Origin of the sequence: Collimonas sp. OK607 (assembly GCF_900111995.1) — a bacterium.
In the GTDB taxonomy this organism is placed as follows: domain Bacteria; phylum Pseudomonadota; class Gammaproteobacteria; order Burkholderiales; family Burkholderiaceae_D; genus Collimonas.
Map to the genome: position 1 here is coordinate 24,015 of NZ_FOKF01000039.1, position 20,129 is coordinate 44,143.

Below are 20,129 nucleotides of genomic sequence, written 5' to 3' on the forward strand. Positions count from 1 at the left end.
GAAGAGATGCGTGAAGAGGACAGTGTGCCAGAAGCTGGCACATCCGGCAGGCGACCATACGGATTCTTATACTTTACGGATAGCCTGATCCGCTACCAGCGGGGCAAACTGATGTGCCGGGCCGTGCTTGGGAATGACGATGAAGGGATCGATCTGCAATAACGGAATCAAGACGAAGGCACGTTGTGTCATGCGCGGGTGCGGTACCGTCAGCACCTCGTCCGCGATGATCGACTGGCCGTAGAGCAGCAGATCCAGGTCCAACGTGCGCGGGGCGTTCGGATATGGACGCTGGCGGCCGAAATCCTGCTCAATCTGCTGCAATCCCTGTAGCAAGGCATGCGCACTCAGGCGGGTTTTGACACGCGCCACAGCGTTGATGTAATCGTCGCCGCCGGCGTCCAGCGGCGCTGTGCAAAACAAACTGGATTGTGTGTCGAGGCTGGTGTCGGGCAGCTTGCCGAGTTGCAGGATGGCGCGCTGGACCTGGGCGCTGGCATCGCCCAGATTGGCGCCTATGCCGATATAAGCGGTGATCAGTTCAGCAGACAAGGTAGCGGAAGCCATCGCTGTCATTGACCACCCTGATCGTCACTGCTGCGGCCGCCCGGATTGGCGGTCTTGGCACCGCTGCGCGATCCACGCCGGCGCGGACGTTTTTTAGGCGGCGCAGCTTCGGCCGCTACTTTCGGTTTTTGCGCCAGCAGCACTTCGCGCTCAGCGCTGTCGCCCTCCATGAAAGCGGTCCACCATTCGCCGATTTCGCTATCGATCTCGCCCGAGGCGCAGCGCAACAGCAGGAAATCGTAGCCGGCGCGCAGGCGCAGATGCTCCAGCAGCTTGTATGGGGCCTTGCCGGTGCGACGTTCAAAGCGCGGCTGCATGGCCCAGATGTCACGCATGTCGGAAGCTATCTTGCGTTGCAGGGCCAGCTTGTCGGTTTGCGCTTCCAGGACATCGTCTGCTGCCAGATGTAGCGCCGGAATAGGGAATTCGCCGGCTGCCTTGTACGCAGTCCACTTTTCCAGCACCTGGTGCCACAGCAACGAGGCGAACAGGAAGCCGGGAGAAACCGGCTTGCCTTGTTGCACGCGGACGTCGGTATTCGCCAGCGCCAGCGTTACGAACTTTTCGCCCAGCGGCTGCTCCAGCACCACGTCGAGCAACGGCAGTAAACCGTGATGCAGCCCTTCCTTGCGCAATTGTTGCAAGCAAGCCAGCGCATGGCCGCTCATCAGCAGCTTCAGCATTTCATCGAATACCCGCGCCGCAGGGACGTTATCGATCAACGCCGCCATCACCGGTATCGGCGCCCGGGTGGCCGGATCGATCGTAAATTTCAGCTTGGCGGCGAAGCGCACAATACGCAGCATGCGCACCGGATCTTCCCGGAAACGGGCTTCCGGATCGCCGATGATGCGCAAGGTCTTGGCGCGGATATCATCGATGCCGCCGTGGTAATCGAGCACGCTCTCGGTGGCCGGATCGTAATACATCGCATTGATCGTGAAATCGCGCCGCACCGCATCTTCATGCTGCTCGCCGAAGGTATTGTCGCGCAAGACACGGCCGTGCTCGTCTTTCGGCGAGCCGTCGGATGAAGCGCCGCGGAAAGTGGTGACTTCAAGCAGATCCTGGCCAAACATCACATGCACGATCTGAAACCGCTTGCCGATGATGAAAGCGCGCCGGAACAAACGCTTGACCTGTTCCGGCGTGGCGTTGGTGGCAACGTCGAAATCCTTCGGTTTCACACCCAGCAACAGATCGCGCACCGCACCGCCGACGATGAAGGCTTTATAGCCGGCATCCTGCAGCGTCTTGGTGACGCGAATCGCATTGGAGGAAACCAGTTTCGGATCGATGCCGTGCTGTTTCGGGCCGAGTATCAACGGTTTGGTGGGATCTTTTTTCTTTTTCCCAAGGATGGAGCGAATCAGCTTCTTGATCATTGCGCGTCGAATAAATTCAGGATTGGCCAGCCGTTCGCGCTTGCGTGCGCTTTCAACAAGGCGTTGGGGTTGGTGGCAACAGGGTCGGTGACCAGCAGCATCAACGGCAGGTCGTTGTGCGAATCGCTATAGAAATAACTGCGCGGGAAGCTGGCCAGCGTCATGTCCATGGTGGCCAGCCAGGCATGGGTATGGGTGACTTTGCCGGGACCGTAAGTCGGCGTGTCTGCCAGCTTGCCGGTAATCTCGCCGTCACCGGTGGTTTCCGGGTCCGAGGCGATCAGGAAATCGACACCCAGCGCCTTGGCGATCGGCTCGGTCACGAAGCTGTTGGTGGCCGTTACTATCGCTACCAGGTCGCCGGCATCCTGATGTTTTTGCAGCAAGGCGCGCGCAGCCGGGGTAATTTGCGGCTCGATCACTTGCTTCATGAATTGTTCATGCCAGGCATCGAGCTGCTTGCGTGGAAATTTCGACAATGTGCCGAACGCGAATTCCAGGTATTTGACCGGATCCAGCGTACCTGCCTGGTATTGGGCAAACCACTCGGCATTGCTCTTTTCAAAAGCGTCCGGATCTACCGCGCCGATGCGTACCAGGAACTGCCCCCATTCATAGTCGGAGTCAACGGGCAGCAGCGTGTGGTCAAGGTCAAATAGAGCCAGGTTCATGGTCATTGTTTATCTTCGGATTCGAGTTGCAACAAGCTGCGTAGCAAAGGCAGCGTTATGGGGCGCTGGGTCTCCAGCGAATAGCGGTCCAGCTCGTCCAGCATGGCCGATAAAGACCGCATATCGCGCCGGAAATGCGTAATCAGGTAGGGTAACACGCCGCTCGACAGATGCAGGCCGCGCACCTGCGCCGCATGCGTCAGGGCGGCGATTTTTTCTTGATCGCTCAAACCGTGTAACTGATAGATCAGGCCCCAGCCGAGGCGCGTCCGCAGGTCTTCGCGTACGCTCAGTTCGGACGGCGGCAGCTCGCCGCTGGTGATCAGCCAGCCGCCATGCTCGCGAATCTGGTTGAACAGGTTAAAAGCTTCGATCTGGTCGTCGGCCGATAATTTATCGCAGTCGTCAATCAGGTAACCTGGTACATCCGGCGAGAAATTGAACGCCTCGGCGTCGTCGTTGGGACCGTGGATCAAGCGTGCATTGGTGCTGCTGGCCAGTGCCTGCAGCACATGGCTTTTGCCAGCGCCGGCCTGGCCCCAAAGGTATACAAAACGGTCGCCTGGTGCGGTGAGGGATTTTGTCGAAGGCGCGACCAGACGCTGCAAGAACTGTAAGGCTTCTTGGTTCTGCCCGACCACGAAAGTGGCCAGGGTCTGCGGCTCATCCGCAGTAATGTCCAGCGTTAGCTGCCTCATTCTTGTTTCTTCACTATTACTATTACTTAATCAATTGGGGAGCAATGTTGCTCCAGATTTCTTGTTTCTTTAGCCGGTTACTGGCGGGGCAAGGAGCAACCGCTACTTATCTATTCTATGTATTATAAAAACTGCTTTTCAAGTAATGCGCGCGGACATGTTTGACCACCACCGACATGATCGCTGAACATGGCAGCGCCAGCAGTATCCCGACGAAGCCGAATAACTGGCCAAAGGCCATCAACGCGAAAATCACGACCAGTGGATGCAGGCCGATGCGCTCGCCTACCAGGCGCGGCGTCAGGATAAAACTTTCGAGTACCTGGCCGATGCCATAAACGATAGCGACCGCAATCAATCCATGCCAGCCACTAAACTGCAACATCGCGGCGATCAACGCCAGCGCCAATCCAAGGCCGAAACCGACATAGGGGATGAATACCAGCAAACCGGTAATAATGCCCACCGGCAACGCCACATCGAACCCGGCAATTGCCAGCCCGGTCGAATAATAAATCGCCAGAACCAACATTACCAGCAATTGGCCGCGTAAATACTGCGCCAGCAGGCTATCTACCTCTTGCGTCATGTTGCCGGTCTTGCCTTGCCAGCGGCGCGGCACCAGCCGGCTCGCGCGCGCGACGATCGAATGCCAGTCCTGCAGCAGGTAAAACAGTACCACCGGCACCAGCAGCAGCGTGGCCAGCCAGCCCAGCACCGCCGTGCCGCCAACCTTGACCGAGGCTAGTACCGAAGTCCAGATTTCATCGCCGCTGGTCGACAGCTGCTTGGTCAGCATCTCTTTGATGCCGGTGCCGTCCAGCCGTACATTGATGCCGAAATCCTGCAAATGCGGGCCGATGAAACCATCCAGCTTGTTGAGGAAGTTCGGAATCTGGTCTTGCAGCAAAGGAAATTCTTTGCGCAAAACCGGAATCACGATCAGGATCACCGCCAGGATCGCGAACACCAGCAGCAGTATCACGATCAGCACCGCCAGTGCGCGCGGAAACGGATATTTGCCGATGCGTCTGCGCGACAGCCAGTCGACCCCCGGATTAAGTGCATAGGCGAGGATGGCGGAGGCGATGAAAGGCGTCAGGATCGGCCCCAACGCGACCATTAATGCCACAATCAGTAGCCCAATTCCTAGCCACAAAGCCGTTTGTTTTTGTTCGTCGGTAAAAGAAAATGGCATGGAATCGAAAGTTTGATGGATCGGTTTGATAAAATACCGCTTTTACCGCGCAATAACCTGGCCGAAACCAAGCGATTGATAAGCTAAAAAACAAGACAAAACCCTGGGAAAAGCTGTATTTCCCGCTGTTTTACCTCTTGTTTGGCTGTTTTTGGCCGGTTATTTGATCTGATTTACAACACTTGGTACAACTAAGTACAGTGATGCAAATCCGATGCGTGGCCGAATTTCTCCTATTTTACCGCCTCTGCCGCCAATCACATCATGACTTCCACTTCAAACGTTTCCAACGTGCCACTCTCTTATCGTGACGCCGGTGTCGATATCGACGCTGGCGACGCCCTGGTCGAGGCAATCAAGCCGTTCGCCAAACGCACCATGCGTGAGGGCGTGATGGGCGGCATCGGCGGTTTCGGCGCCTTGTTCGAGATCAGCAAGAAATTCAAGGAGCCGGTACTGGTCTCCGGTACCGACGGCGTCGGCACCAAGCTGAAGCTGGCATTCCTCCTCAAACGCCACGACACGGTCGGCATCGACCTGGTTGCAATGAGCGTCAACGACATCCTGGTGCAAGGCGCCGAGCCGTTGTTTTTCCTCGATTACTTCGCTTGCGGCAAACTCGATGTACCGAGCGCCACCGATGTCATCAAGGGCATCGCCAAAGGTTGCGAGCTGGCAGGTTGCGCACTGATCGGCGGCGAAACCGCTGAAATGCCGAGCATGTATCCGGATGGCGAATACGACCTGGCCGGGTTCGCGGTCGGTGCGGTTGAGAAATCCAAGCTGATCGACGGCACCAAGATCGTGCCGGGCGATGTAGTGCTGGGCCTGGCATCGTCGGGCGCGCATTCCAACGGCTATTCGCTGGTGCGCAAGATCATTGAAGTTGCCAAGCCTGACCTGGATGCCGATTTCCACGGCCGCAAGCTGGCCGACGTGCTGATGGAACCTACCCGCATTTACGTCAAGCCATTGCTGGCGCTGATGGCGTCGATGGAGGTCAAGGGCATGGTGCATATTACCGGCGGCGGCCTGGTGGAAAACATTCCACGCGTGCTGCAAGACAACCTGACTGCAGTATTGGACAGCACCAGCTGGACCATGCCACCACTGTTCACCTGGCTGCAACAGCACGGCCAGGTTGCCGACGCGGAAATGCATCGGGTCTTCAACTGCGGCATCGGCATGACAGTCATCGTCGCCAAGGAAAACGCCGACGCCGCGATGGCGCAATTGCAAGCTGCAGGGGAAACTGTTAGCCGGATTGGTGAGATTCGTGCGCGTGCCGAGGGTGAGGCGCAGACTATCGTAGTCTGATCTTTGCCCGACATCCACCATAGCGTGGAATAAAAAAGACGAAAAAAAGACGACCAATTTACCGGTCGTCTTTTTTTTTGCTTAATGATTGCAGGTGATTGCAGTGAAGATTTTAATCTTCGTAACGCTTCAGACTTGCCGCCATGCCCTTGTCCAGGTCGGACATACAGCTGACAGTGACTTCCAGATCGCGTAACAAGCCGTCCCGCACGCTATACACCCAGCTATGAATGGTCAGGGGCTGGCCGCGGTCCCAGGCATCCTGGACGATTGTGGTGCGGCAGATGTTGGCGACCTGTTCCATGGAGTTGAGCTCGCACAGACGATCATGGCGTACGCTTTCCGGCAACACGTCACCGAGATAGCGCTCATGCTTCTGATGCACGTCCTCGACATAACGCAGCCAGTTATCGGCCAGTCCGACGCGGCGCTTGGTCAGTGCCGCATGCACGCCGGAGCAGCCGTAATGGCCAACCACGAATACGTGTTTTACCTTCAGTACATCCACCGCAAACTGCAATACCGACAAACAGTTCAAATCGCTATGCGCAACCACGTTGGCGATATTGCGGTGAACGAATAACTCACCCGGCAGCAAGCCCAGCAATTCATTTGCCGGCACCCTGCTGTCGGAACACCCAATCCAGAAATACTCTGGCGCCTGCTGTGACGCCAGTACTTTAAAAAAATCCGGATCGCGGGCGGTCATACCAGCCGCCCACTCACGGTTTCTCTGGAAAAGATCTTCTCGGGTCAGGGATTGCTTGTTGTTTGCTGTCATCGGTTTCTATTCAATAAAGTTCCATCTACATGTTATTTGTACAATACATGCAAGACATCCTAGGCCTTATTTTATAGAAACTTGGCAAATCCCATCGGCTTTTATCCTCTTTTTGGCCGATAGTCGCTATTCCCTTCGGCCTTACCTATCCCGGCTGACCTAACAAGGAGAGTTTCAATTTGCTGTCGGCAGGCTTTTCACCCAGCCAGATTTTCAGTAAAGAATTATAAAAAATCTGATCTGGCAAAGTCTCGGACACCGGTTTGCCGTTGAAGTGAATTTGCGTACCGACTCCTGGAATCCAGTCGGTCGTCAACACGTCTCCCTTTTTCAGCTCTGGGATCGAAGCAAACAATTCACCAAATTTCAGCAACTGGTTGATGATCTTCGATTTGTCTGCTTTATCCACATTGTTTTGGATGCCCGCCATGAAAGCGCGACTGAAGTCTTCACTGCTGACATCGCGCAACATGACCAGCTCGATACGCCGTGCTCCAGGGGCAGCCAGCACGTCCGGCACAGTGGTTTTTTTATCAGCTAAATACAATGCGGCGGTATAGACTTTAAAGATGACTTTATAGCGGATCCCGGCGCCGTTGAGCTTCAAGTCCTGATTGCCGACTTTGGCTGTTTCGTCGATCTTGACGCCGCCTACATCCAGCGCAAATGCGCTCTGCGCCAACACCAGTGCGGAAAATACGCAGGCACAAGCCCCTGCACGCTTCAAACGAGCAACTACTTTCATGTCTCCCCCTATGGTTTGTATATGGTGGGTTTGTGCTGATCGCAAATAAAAGAACGATCGTTTTATTATTGCACTATACAGAATAGAGAGCAGAACAAAATTATGCAACAAGGAATTTGTTAACCGTTGCCAGAGCATCGGCTAAAGCAACGAAGGCAATGAAGGCAAAATGCAAAAAAAAAGCCGCCAACCTTACGCGGTTGGCGGCTTTCATGCGGTTCAGAGCAGGCGTATTTACTCGAAGAACTCTTTTACCTTGTCTTTCCAGGATTTGCTCTGCGGGCTGTGTTTGGCGCCGCCTTCGCTGGTCAGTTGTTCGAACTCTTGCAGCAATTCTTTCTGCCTGTCGCTCAGCTTGACCGGCGTTTCCACCACGACGTGGCAGAACAAATCGCCGGCATAGCCAGAGCGTACGCCCTTGATGCCTTTGCTGCGCAGACGGAAGGTCTTGCCTGACTGAGTGCCGTCTGGAATCGTGAAGGACGCTTTACCGTTCAATGTCGGTACTTCGATTTCACCGCCCAAGGCAGCTTTGGCAAACGAGATCGGCATTTCGCAATGGAGATCGTCGCCTTCGCGCTGGAATACCGCGTGCGGCTTGATGTGGATTTCCACATACAGGTCGCCGGTCGGGCCGCCGTTCATGCCTGGCTCGCCGTTGCCGGAAGAGCGTATCCGCATGCCGTCGTCGATACCGGAAGGGATCTTCACTTCCAGTGTCTTGTTGCGCTTGATACGGCCGGCGCCGGCGCAGGATGTGCATGGCTCAGGAATGATCTTGCCGTTGCCGTGGCATTTCGGGCAAGTCTGCTGGATGCTGAAAAAGCCTTGCTGCATCCTGACCTGGCCGTGACCGCCGCAAGTCGGGCAGGTGATCGGTTCCGTACCGGGTTTGGCTCCGCTGCCGTGGCAGGGTTCGCACTCATCCCAGCTAGGCACGCGGATCGTGGTGTCGAAGCCGTGTGCCGCTTGTTCCAGCGTAATTTCGAGGTTATAGCGCAAATCGGCGCCGCGATACACTTGCGGGCCAGCGCCACGACCGCCGCGGCCACCGCCGCCGCCGAAAATATCGCCGAAGATATCGCCAAATGCATCGGCGAAACCGCCGCCACCGCCACCGCCGCCACCCATGTTAGGGTCGACGCCGGCATGGCCATAGCGATCATAGGCTTCGCGCTTTTGCGGATCGGTCAGCATCTCGTAGGCTTCTTTCGCCTCTTTGAATTTGTCTTCCGCACCTTTGCTATCCGGATTACGGTCCGGATGATGTTTCATTGCGAGTTTGCGATATGCCTTCTTGATTTCATCATCAGAAGCATTTTTTGCAACACCCAGAATTTCGTAAAAATCACGCTTCGCCATCTTTTCTATACCCTGTTGTTTAAGCGAAAACGCCGAACAGTGCTGCAACAGCATCTGCCCGGCGATTCCTCGCACTGGTTTACCGATTCAAATTGCAAATTGAAGACCGGCAAACCAGCGCTGACGAAGATCTTACTTGTCTTTCACTTCCTTGAAGTCGGCGTCAACTACGTCGTCCTCTTTCGGCTTGGCTTCTGCACCGGCAGCACCGGCTTCGGTACCACCTGCTGCAGCTTGCTGCGCCTGCATGTCGGCATACATCTTTTCACCGAGCTTTTGCGCGGCAGTGGTCAGGGCGGCTGTCTTATTATCGATGGCGGCCTTGTCGCTGCCCTTCAATGCTTCTTCCAGTTCCTTGATCGCCGCTTCGATGCTTGCCTTCTCGCCGGCTTCCAGCTTGTCGCCGTATTCGGTCAGCGATTTCTTGGTCGAATGGACCAGTGCATCGCCTTGGTTATGCGCTTCAGCCAATCCCTTCAGGCGCTTGTCTTCTTCGGCATTCGCCTCGGCGTCGCGCACCATTTTCTGGATTTCTTCTTCGGTCAGGCCGGAGTTAGCCTTGATCGTGATCTTGTTTTCCTTGCCGGTTGCCTTATCCTTGGCGCCCACGTGCAAAATGCCGTTGGCGTCGATGTCGAAGGTAACTTCGATCTGCGGCGTGCCGCGCGATGCTGGCGGGATCCCTTCCAGATTGAATTCGCCCAAGCCCTTGTTGCCGGCAGCCATCTCACGCTCACCTTGGAAAACCTTGATGGTCACGGCCGGCTGATTATCGTCGGCGGTCGAGAACACCTGGCTGAACTTGGTCGGGATAGTAGTGTTCTTTTGAATCATCTTGGTCATCACGCCGCCCATGGTTTCAATACCCAGGGACAATGGAGTCACGTCCAGCAGCAGCAAGTCCTTGCGGTCGCCCGACAAGACCGAACCCTGGATCGCAGCGCCAGCAGCGACGGCTTCATCCGGATTAACGTCCTTGCGTGGATCCTTGCCGAAGAATTCCTTAACCTTTTCCTGCACCTTAGGCATACGGGTCATGCCGCCGACCAGGATGATGTCGTGGATGTCGGAAATCTTGACGCCGGCATCCTTGATCGCGATACGGCAAGGCTCGATAGTCTTGGCAATCAGTTCTTCCACCAGCGATTCCAGCTTGGCGCGGGTCATCTTCAGGTTCAGATGGACCGGTGCGCCGTTCGCCATGGCGATGTACGGTTCGTTGATTTCGGTCTGTTGCGAGGACGACAATTCGATCTTGGCGCGCTCAGCCGATGCCTTGATGCGTTGCAGCGCAATCGCGTCCTTGCCGAGGTCGATACCGTTGATCTTCTTGAACTCGTCCAGGATGTAATCGATGATGCGTTGGTCGAAGTCTTCGCCGCCGAGGAAAGTGTCGCCGTTAGTGGACAGCACTTCAAATTGCTTTTCGCCATCGACATCGGCGATTTCAATGATCGAAACGTCGAAAGTACCGCCGCCCAGGTCATACACGGCAATCTTGCGATCGCCTTTTTCTGCCTTGTCCAGACCGAATGCCAACGCAGCCGCTGTCGGCTCGTTGATGATGCGCTTGACGTCCAGACCGGCGATACGGCCGGCGTCCTTGGTTGCCTGGCGTTGTGCGTCGTTAAAGTAAGCAGGCACGGTGATCACGGCTTCGGTGACTTCTTCGCCGAGGTAGTCTTCTGCCGTCTTCTTCATCTTGCGCAGCACTTCCGCAGCGATTTGCGGCGGCGCCAGTTTTTGATCGCGTACGGCAACCCATGCATCGCCGTTGTCGGCTTTGATGATCTTGTAAGGCATCAGCGCGATGTCTTTTTGTACTTCTTTTTCGTCGAACTTACGGCCGATCAGACGCTTGGTTGCGTACAGCGTGTTGGTCGGGTTAGTGACAGCCTGGCGCTTGGCTGGAGCGCCAACCAGGATTTCGCCATCTTCTTGATAAGCGATGATGGAAGGCGTGGTACGTGCGCCTTCCGAGTTTTCGATCACTTTCGGTTGACCGTTTTCGATAACCGAAACGCAAGAATTGGTGGTACCCAAATCAATGCCGATAATTTTACCCATGGTGTATGTCCTTTACTGAATATTTGATTAATGTTTTGATGGTCTGAATATAGGGAGCAAAGCAGCGCTTTCAAGCACTAAAATGCGCACATTTTTTTATTTTGCTTGGGCCACCACGACCAGTGCAGGCCGCAACAGGCGGTCGGCAATGGTGTATCCCTTTTGCAGTACCGTCACCACGGTATTGGCATCTTGCTCAGCAGGCACGGTTGAAATTGCCTGGTGTTTCATCGGATCGAGCTTTTCACCTACTTGCGGCGAGATTTCCAGCAAACGATTTCTTTCGAAAGCTGAAGACAGCTGCTTGAGCGTCATTTCCACGCCTTCCTTGATCGACTCAATCGACGGTGTTTCGATTTTCAGGGCCATTTCAAGGTTGTCCTTGACCGGCACCAGCGCTTCGGCAAATCCCTCGATCGCAAATTTATGCGCACGTGCAATATCTTCTTGAGCGCGGCGACGAGTATTTTCTGCTTCGGCTTTGGCGCGCAAGAACGCATCTTGCATTTCCGCGATCTTGGCTTGCGCTTCCGACAACTGGATTTCCAGCGTGGATTCAGGAATTACCGTTGCATCTTCGGCAACAGGATTTTTTTCCGTTTGCGCCTGTTCGTTCTGATTTTCCATGTGTTCCATTCAAAAATCTCCAACAATCAATAATTTACTAAGTATAGGAAGCCAAATGAGGCTATACCCCTATTTTTTCAAGGGTTAAATCAGGGGATAAAAACGCGCACCCGATTTTGTCCTGAGCTTCGTCCCAACCCTAATGAATAAAGGATGGCGGCAGGATCAACGTCCGGCAACAAATTGAAACAAAATTTACCTGCCAAAGGTTTGCTGCAACGCGACATTGGAACTATGCTGAAGGTGTGGACTCAAACAGAAAAAATTAACCCGCAGCAACTAAAAAAAGGGGAATATCATGAAACTATCGCTAATATCCGCGCTTCTGGTCGTTTATATTTTGCTGGCAGCAAGCTGGATCAGCTATTCGCAACTGGTCGCATTGTATTGACTATAGCTAATTGGTTCTGCACTTGCCAATTGCAAGATGAGCAACAATCCTTCATGCGCACCCGACATTGGGCGCTCATTATAATTGCGCCTTGTCGGAGCGGCGCACATCCACTCAAAATTTCTGCAGCAAACCAGGGTTTATTGGCTTGCGCCCAGGCGCACAGCTTGCTGCCGTGAGGCTTCCGCCTGTTGTTTCGAGGCCTCCCGTTCGCTCTCTGTCAGATGCGTAGGCCAGCCGATCAGATGTTCCTCTACCACACTGGCCATGGCTGAAATCCAGGCCGGCGACTGGTTCAGGCAAGCGATGAAATGAAACTCCTTGCCGCCCGCCTTGAGGAAATCCTGTTTCGCCTCTATCGCGATTTCCTCCAGTGTTTCCAGGCAATCGCTGGTAAAACCGGGACACATCACGTCGACACGGCCGACACCTTGTTTTGCCAGCTTCTGCAAAGTCGGCGCGGTATATGGCTGCAGCCACTCCGCCTTGCCAAAGCGCGACTGGAAGGTCAGTTGATATTGTTCAGGCCCCAGCCCCAGCTCTTGCGCCAGCAAGCGCGCGGTTTTTTGACATTCGCAATGATAGGGATCGCCCAGTAACAAAGTGCGCTTCGGCACGCCATGAAAACTCATGATCAGCTTGTCCGGCGTGCCGTGCATGGCCCAATAGGCCAGCACCGACTCTTTCAACGCCTGGATATAAGCCTCGTGATCGTGATAATGCTTGATAAAACGTAATTCAGGCACATTGCGCACTTGCGCATAATGCGCAAATACCGCGTCGTAAATCGACGCCGTGGTGGTGGCCGAATATTGCGGATACGCCGGCAAGACCAGGATCCGCTCGCAACCGTCTGCTTTCAACTGGTCCAGCACTTCCGCTATAGGCGGTGCGCCGTAGCGCATGGCATAAGCCACTTGTACCTGATGCCCGCGCTGGCCCAGATACCCGCGCAACAAGATCGCCTGCTTGCTGGTGTGAACTTTGAGCGGCGAACCCTCATTGCTCCAGATAGAGGCGTATTTGTGCGCCGACTTGCCGGAACGGAACGGCAGGATCACGCAATGCAAAATCCACCACCAGATCGCCCGCGGAATTTCCACTACCCGGGGATCGGACAGGAATTGCTTCAGATAAGAACGCACCGCCTTGGTAGTCGGTGCATCCGGCGTACCCAGATTGACCAGCAGCACTGCGGTTTTACCGGTCTTGCCATGCGTGAAAGGAGGTTCTTTACGAAATGCCATGCGGGGATACCCGAAAAATGAGAGCCGATTTAGAGTGCCGGTATCTAGAGCACGAATATCTAGAGTGCCAACAATTCACGCGCATGCTTGCGCGTGGTTGCGGTGATTTCCAGGCCACCCAGCATGCGGGCGATTTCTTCAATCCGGTTCTTGGCATCGAGGCCATCAATCGCCGACACCGTCTTGTTGCCCAGGCTTTGTTTGCTGACCTGGAAATGCTGATTGGCCTGGCTGGCAACCTGCGGCAAATGGGTCACGCACAATACCTGGCGATCCTGGCCCAGGCGCTTCAACAAACGCCCGACCACTTCCGCCACGCCGCCGCCGATGCCGCTGTCGACTTCATCGAATATCAAGGTCGGCGTCGCTGTGGCGCTGGAGGTAATCACTGAAATCGCCAGCGCGATCCGTGCCAGTTCGCCGCCCGAAGCCACTTTAGCTAAAGGCCGAGGCGCCACGCCGGCATGACCGGCAACCAGGAACTCGACTTGCTCGACGCCATAGCTAGCCGCTTCGCAGGGATTCAATGCAATCGCGAAACGGCCGCCGCTCATGCTCAAATCCTGCATCGCCGCAGTGACTGCCGTGCCCAGCGCCTGGGCCGCCTTGGCGCGCGCTTTCGACATTTTTTGCGCCAACGCCAGATACGCGGCTTTCAACTTTTCTTCTTGCGCCCGCATGGCGTCGAGATCGCTGGCATCCGCCAGTTGACGCAGTTGCGCTGACAGCGTCTCCAGCTCTTGCGGCAGTTCGTCCGGCGCCAGGCGGAATTTGCGGCCTGCCGAATGGATCGCTTCCATCCGGTCTTCAACCTGATGCAGCCGCGCCGGATCAAGCTCGACCCTGCTCAAATAATCGTTCAGCGCATAGACCGCTTCCTGCAACTGGATACGGGCTGGCTCCAGCGCTTCCAGCACTGGCTTGAGGCTGCTGTCGACATCGACCAGCTTGCCGATTTTCTGATTCAACGCCGACAATTGCGACAACATCGGCGGTGTATCGTTGGCATCATTTTCGGAAATCACGTTGAGTGCTTCCTGCGCTCCTTCGATCAGGCTGGCGGCATGCGACAAGCGGCTGTGTTCATTAGTGATTTCATCCCATTCGCCTGGTTTGACCGCCAGTTTTTCCAGCTCGCCAACCTGCCACTCCAACCGCTCGCGTTCCAGCAATACATTCTTTGCATTGGTTTCAAACTCTTCGCGTTGGCGCGCCAGCGAACGCCAGCTTTTAAAGGCGCCCGCCAGCGTGAGCAAATCGTCCTGCAGTCCAGCTTGCCCATCCAGCAAGAGGCGTTGCGCATCGCTCTTCAACAGAGACTGATGCGCATGCTGACCGTGAATATCGACCAGCATTTCACCCAACTCACGCAGTTGCGCGGCGGTTGCCGCAACGCCGTTGATAAAGGCTTTGGAGCGGCCAGCATTGTCGATCACGCGCCGCATCAGGATCACGCCTTCCTCGCTGGCAAACTCGTTTTGCTCCAGCCAGTCGCCAACCTCGCCGTCAGCCGCGCCGGCCAGTGTGAATTCCGCCGTCACATCGGCCTTGGCCGCGCCTTCGCGTACCACGCTGGCGTCGCCGCGGCCACCCAGCGCCAAAGCCAGGGCATCGATCAGGATCGACTTGCCGGCGCCGGTTTCGCCGGTGAAAACGGTAAAGCCGGCGGCGAACTCAAGTTCTATGGCGTCGACGATGACAAAATCGCGTATGGAAAGTGTGCGCAACATGAGAATGTGGAAGTGGCTTAAAAATGGGTGTAAAAATAGCGTTGAAAAATGACTTGCGAATGAATTACAAATACAAATGATTTACTTCAGTTGCCCTTCCGCCGACGGATATTCGTTCCAGTGTAACTTTTGCCGCAAGGTGTCGTAATAACTCCAGCCGGCCGGGTGCAAGAAGGTGATAGTGTGTTCGGAACGCCGTATCAGTATGCGGTCGCCATGCTGCAGGCTGGCCAGCGACTGCATGTCGAAATTGGCGCTCATGTCGCGACCGTTCACAATTTCAATCACGATTTCACTGCTGTCCGGAATCACGATCGGCCGGTTCGACAGCGCATGCGGCGCAATCGGCACCAGCACGATGCCGCCCAGCGAAGGATGCAACAAAGGCCCGCCTGCAGACAAGGCATAAGCGGTGGAACCGGTCGGCGTCGCCACGATCAAACCATCGGAACGCTGGTTATACATGAAGCGGCCATCGACCTCGACCATCAGTTCCGCCATGCCGGAAGCCGCGCCACGCGACACCACTACATCGTTGAATGCCAGGGCGCTGAAGATTTGCTTGCCGTCGCGCATGACCGCCCCTTGCAACAGGCTGCGGCGCTCCGATTCGACATTCCCATCCAGCATTTCACCCAGCACCGGCAGCATCCGCTCCAGCGAAATATCGGTAATAAACCCGAGCCGTCCCTGGTTGATGCCAATCAAAGGTACGTTATACGGCGCTAGCTGACGGGCGATCCCGAGCATGGTGCCGTCGCCGCCGACAATAATCGCGGCGTCAGCCTGTTCGCCTATCTCGGCCGGGGTCATGGCGGCAATGCCGGCCATCGCGACATTCTGCGCGGTCTCGGCTTCGAGCACCACGTGGTGACCGCGATCTTGCAGGAAATCGACGATTTCGGTCAGCGATTCGGAGATGCCGACTGCAAAATATTTGCCGACGATAGCAATGGTTTTCGGCATGGAGGTTGATGATCCGGGTTGAGAAGATGATTTTATAGGCCGCATGCTGCCGATTAGACCATAATTTAGGCTTGCAATGAAGGATACGCACATGGCGCCTGCTAATAATCTTATGAGTAATTCAACCATCTTCCCACCATCCCGGCCCGGCAAACCGCTTGCCATCAAGGCCGTGCTGTTCGACCTCGACGATACGCTGTGGCCGATCGTGCCGGTGATTGCACGCGCCGAACAATTGCTGTTTGACTGGATGCGCGAGCATGCCCCTGCAGTTACCCGCCAATTCACGATAGAAAGCCTGCGTCAGCAACGCCTGGATCTGGCGGCGACCAACCCGGTCTTCAAATTCGATCTTTGGAGATTGCGCCACGCGGCGCTGACCGCCAGCTTCAACAGCGTCGGCGAAGACGCCCGCAAAGTGGATGCGGCGATGGCGGTATTTTCCGAGGCGCGGCATGCCGTGACGCTGTTCGACGACGTCGAACCGGTATTGGCCCGCCTGCAGCTACGCCACCGCCTGCTGCTGGGCACGGTCTCGAATGGCTTTGCCGATCTTGACAAAATCGGCCTGGCCCGGCATTTCCAGACATCGATCGCAGCGCATAGCTTTGGCTGCGCCAAACCCGACCCAAGCATTTTCCACGCAGCTTGCGCAGCCTTGAATGTGACGCCGGAAGAAACCGTATATGCCGGCGATGATCCGTTGCTGGACGTGGTCGGCGCCCAACAAGCGGGCTTGCGGGCGGTCTGGATCAACCGTTTTGACCGCGTACTGCCGGCCGGCGTCAGCGCTCAAGCCTGTTGCACCAGCTTGCATGAGCTGGAAGCATGGCTGGAACAAACTGCAATTGGCTGACAAAAACAGTGTATAAGTGCATTAAGTGCGTTCATAAGCGGCTGGCATACAAGCCCCGCGCTCGTTAAAATAGACCCATATGCAACTAGATAATCGCGCTCAAACCCTGCTAAAAGCTCTGGTCGAACGGTACATCGCCGACGGCCAGCCGGTTGGCTCGCGCGCCCTGTCCAAGATTTCCGGCCTGGAACTGTCGCCGGCGACGATCCGCAACATCATGGCGGATCTGGAAGAAATGGGTTTCGTCGCCAGCCCCCACACTTCCGCCGGCCGGGTGCCGACGCCGCGCGGCTACCGCATGTTCGTCGATACCTTGCTGACGGTTGAACCGATTGACGAAAGCGCGCTGGAGTCCAAAATGCAGGCCCGCCTGCAGCCAAATTCGCAACAAAAGATCATTGCCAATGCGGCACAAGTATTGTCATCTCTCTCACATTTTGCCGGGGTAGTGCTATCGCCGCGGCGCGAATCGATCTTCCAGCAAATCGAATTCCTGCGGCTCTCGGAAAAACGCATCCTGCTGGTGATCGTCAGCCCCAACGGCGACGTCCAGAACCGGCTGCTGCTGACCGATGTCGATTACAGTCCAGCCAAGCTGGTGCAAGCCGCCAACTACATCAACCAGCATTACGGCGGCCTCAGCCTGGACGACGTCCGCATGCGCCTGCAAGGCGAGTTGCGTAAGCTGCGCGACGACATGACCTGGCTGATGCAGGCGGCAGTAGAAGCCGGCAGCGACGCCATGACCGACAATAGCGACGAAGTGGTGATTTCGGGCGAGCGCAACCTGCTCAGCGTTACCGACCTGTCGTCCAATATGGATTCCTTGCGCAAGCTGTTCGACATGTTCGAACACAAAACCAGCTTGATGCAATTGCTCGACATCTCGGGCAAGGCGACCGGCGTCCAGATTTTCATCGGCGGCGAATCGCAACTGGTGCCGATGGATGAAATGAGCGTAGTGACCGCGCCGTATGAAGTCAACGGCAAGATCGTCGGCACGCTGGGGGTGATCGGTCCTACCCGGATGGCCTATGAGCGGGTGATTCCGATTGTGAATATCACCGCCAAATTGCTGTCGAATGCGTTGAGCCACAGCTGATTACGGTTGCCGGCAACGTGTCCAAAAACGACGCAATCATCGACTATATCCGCGAGCTGCTGGCGTCGCTTGGCGCTATTAGCGCCCGCAGGATGTTTGGCGGCCATGGCATTTACTACGATAGCGTGATGATCGCTCTGGTTGCCGATGGCGCCCTGTTTCTCAAGACTGATGAGGAAACCCGGCCGCAATTCGCGGCTGCCGGTTGCCGGCCTTTCGTCACCGAAAGCAGAGGGAAGTCGATTGAAACGAGCTATTGGTCGGCGCCTGAAGACGCCATGGATGCCGCAGCTGCGATGACGCCGTGGGCGCGGCTTGCTTATGCGGCTGCGGTGCGTAAGGCCAACGCCAAGCTGGCGCCTAAACCCCGCAAACGCTCGTAGGGTGGGCACGCCTTTGTGCCCACCCTACCGTTAAATTACGGTCACCCTTTTTTCTTACGGCAATCCCGGCAATGGCCGTATAAAGCCAGCGCATGGTCGGCGATTTCAAAGCCATGTTCCTTGGCAACGACTTTCTGACGTTTTTCAATTTCTTCGTCATAAAATTCCTCAACCAGGCCACAATCCAGGCAAACCAGATGGTCGTGATGCGAGCCTTCGTTGAGTTCAAACACGGCCTTGCCGGTTTCAAAGTGGTTGCGTTGCAACAGTCCCGCCTGTTCGAATTGCGTCAGGACACGGTACACAGTTGCCAGACCGACATCTAGATTGTCGCTTAGCAAAATTTTATAGACGTCTTCGGCACTCAGGTGACGCACGTCGCTATTCTGGAAAATTTCCAGGATTTTCAGGCGTGGCAAGGTGGCTTTGAGGCCGCTGGCTTTTAGTTCGGATGGATTGTTCGGCATGTTTTGGTCACAAATGGATGGAGGGTAGGAAGGACCCGTTACCGGAATCCCTCCCCCCTAAGAACCGTGCGTGCGACTTTCATCGCACACGGCTCAAGCAGAACAAAAGTTCCTATACAGGAACCGGTTTTACAACTTTCAAAGCAAGGCTATGCACCTGCGCATGGCAATTCGGGTGCAGCAGAACGCGATTTCCCAGAACATCGGAGCCACCATTCACACGATATTCTATGTGGTGGTTGTGCCAACCGGTGTCAAGGTCCATCTCGGTCCCGCATATCGCACACAAGCCTCGTTGATCAACATAGAGTTTAACCCACTCTTTTCGGTATCGCATGGATTTCACCATACGCTCCTGACGAAGGGTCTCGCCGTACATTTCACACTCCGGGTCATAGGGGTTGTATTCCCCTTTGATTTTCTTGCAATAGACGATGGGAGTACTCGCAAGCGAATACAATTCCATGACATCCTTCCTGCCATCTTTGTTAGTGACATCCGTAGCAAACACCCAACCCCGATTGCCGACTGACCGCCAATATTTCTGGCGAATCCAGTTTCCGCTCTTCATTGGATGACGACGTTTCGCCCACCGCATCAATCGCCAGAACAGCAACGATTCCATGCGTGAGAACGCTTCTTTAGCAACCACGGGGCTGTGATACTGCGACCAGCCTCGTAGCATGGGGTTCAACAGCCGAATCAGATCTTCCTGCTTGGCACCCAGATTGTCGTTGATGATATTTCTGAGCTTTTCATAAAACGCCTTCACGTTTTTCTTACTAGGCTTAATCAGTAGTATCTCGGATTTCTTGCGAGCATATTTCCGAAAATTCCACCCCAGAAAATCGAAACCTTCAGTGATGTGTATGACTTTGGTTTTAGCCGCAGACAGTCGCAGTCCTCGTGTTGCCAGGAATGATTCTATCCACGGCTTGATTTCTGTTTCCAGCAACTCTTGTGAAGCGCCGGTCACAACAAAATCGTCCGCGTACCTTACGACAGCAACCTTCAGTTTCAGGGCTTTGGTGATACCAAATTTCTTTCCAAGATACTGGTGAAGTTCAGTTTCCAAGCCATTCAGCGTCCAATTTGCTAATGCAGGGCTGATTACGCCGCTTACAATGTTGCATACTTTTTACTCCATCGTTTGATTCATTCGAATTTTCGCTGGCGTGCGCCCCCGGCTGCGGGTCGATCCTGAACACAACGACGATTTCATCCTTATGGATTTCGACGCGCTTGACCAGACCCAACACGATCCTGCGCTTCGTTTCAAGATCAATCGTATCAAGTTTTTCGGTCACGGCGCCCGCAAATTCCTCGAGTCGACTTATGACCAGAAACAGCTCGCTTTGCACCGCCCCTTGCTGCCTGGACTCAAAGATCTGCTGGTCAATCTGCTCAAGCCGATTCTTCAACTGCTGCATCTTCGGTTCGAAGTCGGTCTTATCGATGATACCGTCTGCATAGCTGTCGATCAGCCGGGATTTACCTTTTTCCAACTGCAGCCGCTGCTTTTCAAGGTTGCTCGTGTCAAAGCCACGCTTCTCATTGCGCTCCATCATA

General features: G+C 55.3%; 19 protein-coding genes and 2 pseudogenes. 5 read left to right on the forward strand and 16 right to left on the reverse strand.

Going from position 1 to position 20,129, the window contains the following annotated elements; all coding sequences use genetic code 11:
- Positions 1–66: 66 nt before the first annotated feature.
- The 5 genes from folK to BM029_RS20845 form a co-directional block, all read right to left on the reverse strand.
- Entirely contained in the window at positions 67–576 is a 510-nt protein-coding gene (gene folK, locus BM029_RS20825; RefSeq protein ID WP_092439336.1) for a 2-amino-4-hydroxy-6-hydroxymethyldihydropteridine diphosphokinase, read from the reverse strand.
- Positions 573–1,952, reverse strand: coding sequence for a polynucleotide adenylyltransferase PcnB (pcnB, locus tag BM029_RS20830; RefSeq protein WP_092439338.1), 1,380 nt, complete (start codon positions 1,950–1,952; stop codon positions 573–575). The genes folK and pcnB overlap by 4 nt, the downstream gene beginning before the upstream one ends.
- On the reverse strand, positions 1,949–2,623 hold the full coding sequence (locus tag BM029_RS20835; protein ID WP_092439367.1) for a histidinol-phosphatase: 675 nt from the start codon (positions 2,621–2,623) through the stop codon (positions 1,949–1,951). Before BM029_RS20835 ends, pcnB begins: the two co-directional genes overlap by 4 nt.
- 2 nt (positions 2,624–2,625) lie before the next feature.
- Positions 2,626–3,321 (reverse strand): DnaA regulatory inactivator Hda, encoded by a 696-nt coding sequence (hda, locus tag BM029_RS20840; protein ID WP_092415328.1) that lies wholly within the window; start codon positions 3,319–3,321, stop codon positions 2,626–2,628.
- A gap of 115 nt (positions 3,322–3,436) precedes the next feature.
- A complete protein-coding gene (locus tag BM029_RS20845; protein WP_092439340.1) occupies positions 3,437–4,519 on the reverse strand; it encodes an AI-2E family transporter in 1,083 nt (360 codons plus the stop codon).
- 264 nt (positions 4,520–4,783) lie between these two features.
- On the opposite strand from BM029_RS20845, the gene purM reads away from it, so the two are divergent.
- A complete protein-coding gene (gene purM / locus BM029_RS20850; protein ID WP_092439342.1) occupies positions 4,784–5,836 on the forward strand; it encodes a phosphoribosylformylglycinamidine cyclo-ligase in 1,053 nt (350 codons plus the stop codon).
- A gap of 112 nt (positions 5,837–5,948) precedes the next feature.
- Here the strand turns inward: purM and can are convergent, their stop codons facing one another.
- The 5 genes from can to grpE form a co-directional block, all read right to left on the reverse strand.
- Positions 5,949–6,617, reverse strand: coding sequence for a carbonate dehydratase (can, locus tag BM029_RS20855; RefSeq protein WP_092415322.1), 669 nt, complete (start codon positions 6,615–6,617; stop codon positions 5,949–5,951).
- Positions 6,618–6,762: 145 nt separating this feature from the next.
- Positions 6,763–7,473 (reverse strand): chalcone isomerase family protein, encoded by a 711-nt coding sequence (locus BM029_RS20860; RefSeq protein ID WP_244545154.1) that lies wholly within the window; start codon positions 7,471–7,473, stop codon positions 6,763–6,765.
- Between the two features lie 123 nt (positions 7,474–7,596).
- Positions 7,597–8,724 (reverse strand): molecular chaperone DnaJ, encoded by a 1,128-nt coding sequence (gene dnaJ, locus BM029_RS20865; protein ID WP_092415467.1) that lies wholly within the window; start codon positions 8,722–8,724, stop codon positions 7,597–7,599.
- Between the two features lie 132 nt (positions 8,725–8,856).
- Positions 8,857–10,791 carry a molecular chaperone DnaK gene (gene dnaK, locus BM029_RS20870; protein WP_092439345.1) on the reverse strand — a complete coding sequence of 645 codons (1,935 nt, stop codon included), beginning with the start codon at positions 10,789–10,791 and terminating at the stop codon, positions 8,857–8,859.
- Positions 10,792–10,887: 96 nt separating this feature from the next.
- Entirely contained in the window at positions 10,888–11,427 is a 540-nt protein-coding gene (grpE, locus tag BM029_RS20875; RefSeq protein WP_170851164.1) for a nucleotide exchange factor GrpE, read from the reverse strand.
- A 174-nt stretch (positions 11,428–11,601) separates the two neighbouring features.
- Between grpE and BM029_RS25970 the strand changes: the two genes are divergently transcribed.
- On the forward strand, positions 11,602–11,988 hold the full coding sequence (locus tag BM029_RS25970; protein ID WP_170851165.1) for a hypothetical protein: 387 nt from the start codon (positions 11,602–11,604) through the stop codon (positions 11,986–11,988).
- On the opposite strand, the gene hemH is transcribed toward BM029_RS25970, so the two are convergent.
- The 3 genes from hemH to BM029_RS20895 all read right to left on the reverse strand — a co-directional run bounded on the left by hemH (position 11,950) and on the right by BM029_RS20895 (position 15,797).
- The gene (hemH, locus tag BM029_RS20885) at positions 11,950–13,056 is read right to left on the reverse strand and encodes a ferrochelatase (RefSeq protein WP_092439349.1); all 1,107 of its coding nucleotides are present in this window, start codon (positions 13,054–13,056) and stop codon (positions 11,950–11,952) included. The genes BM029_RS25970 and hemH overlap by 39 nt on opposite strands.
- 59 nt (positions 13,057–13,115) lie before the next feature.
- Positions 13,116–14,786 carry a DNA repair protein RecN gene (gene recN, locus BM029_RS20890; RefSeq protein ID WP_092439351.1) on the reverse strand — a complete coding sequence of 557 codons (1,671 nt, stop codon included), beginning with the start codon at positions 14,784–14,786 and terminating at the stop codon, positions 13,116–13,118.
- Between the two features lie 81 nt (positions 14,787–14,867).
- Complete coding sequence (locus BM029_RS20895; RefSeq protein WP_092439353.1) at positions 14,868–15,797, reverse strand: NAD kinase; 930 nt, start codon at positions 15,795–15,797, stop codon at positions 14,868–14,870.
- 67 nt (positions 15,798–15,864) lie between these two features.
- On the opposite strand from BM029_RS20895, the gene BM029_RS20900 reads away from it, so the two are divergent.
- The 3 genes from BM029_RS20900 to BM029_RS20910 all read left to right on the forward strand — a co-directional run bounded on the left by BM029_RS20900 (position 15,865) and on the right by BM029_RS20910 (position 18,093).
- Entirely contained in the window at positions 15,865–16,608 is a 744-nt protein-coding gene (locus BM029_RS20900; protein WP_244545155.1) for an HAD family hydrolase, read from the forward strand.
- Positions 16,609–16,687: 79 nt separating this feature from the next.
- Positions 16,688–17,710 carry a heat-inducible transcriptional repressor HrcA gene (gene hrcA / locus BM029_RS20905; RefSeq protein WP_092415306.1) on the forward strand — a complete coding sequence of 341 codons (1,023 nt, stop codon included), beginning with the start codon at positions 16,688–16,690 and terminating at the stop codon, positions 17,708–17,710.
- A 17-nt stretch (positions 17,711–17,727) separates the two neighbouring features.
- Complete coding sequence (locus tag BM029_RS20910) at positions 17,728–18,093, forward strand: TfoX/Sxy family protein (RefSeq protein ID WP_092439357.1); 366 nt, start codon at positions 17,728–17,730, stop codon at positions 18,091–18,093.
- Positions 18,094–18,134: 41 nt separating this feature from the next.
- Here the strand turns inward: BM029_RS20910 and fur are convergent, their stop codons facing one another.
- The 3 genes and pseudogenes from fur to BM029_RS20925 all read right to left on the reverse strand — a co-directional run.
- Positions 18,135–18,560: a ferric iron uptake transcriptional regulator gene (gene fur, locus BM029_RS20915; RefSeq protein WP_092439358.1), complete on the reverse strand. Its 426-nt coding sequence runs from the start codon at positions 18,558–18,560 to the stop codon at positions 18,135–18,137.
- Positions 18,561–18,672: 112 nt separating this feature from the next.
- Positions 18,673–19,677 (reverse strand): annotated as a pseudogene (locus BM029_RS20920) (group II intron maturase-specific domain-containing protein); the annotation flags it as partial.
- Positions 19,625–20,129: pseudogene (locus tag BM029_RS20925) on the reverse strand (recombinase family protein); the annotation flags it as partial. The pseudogenes BM029_RS20920 and BM029_RS20925, both read right to left, overlap by 53 nt.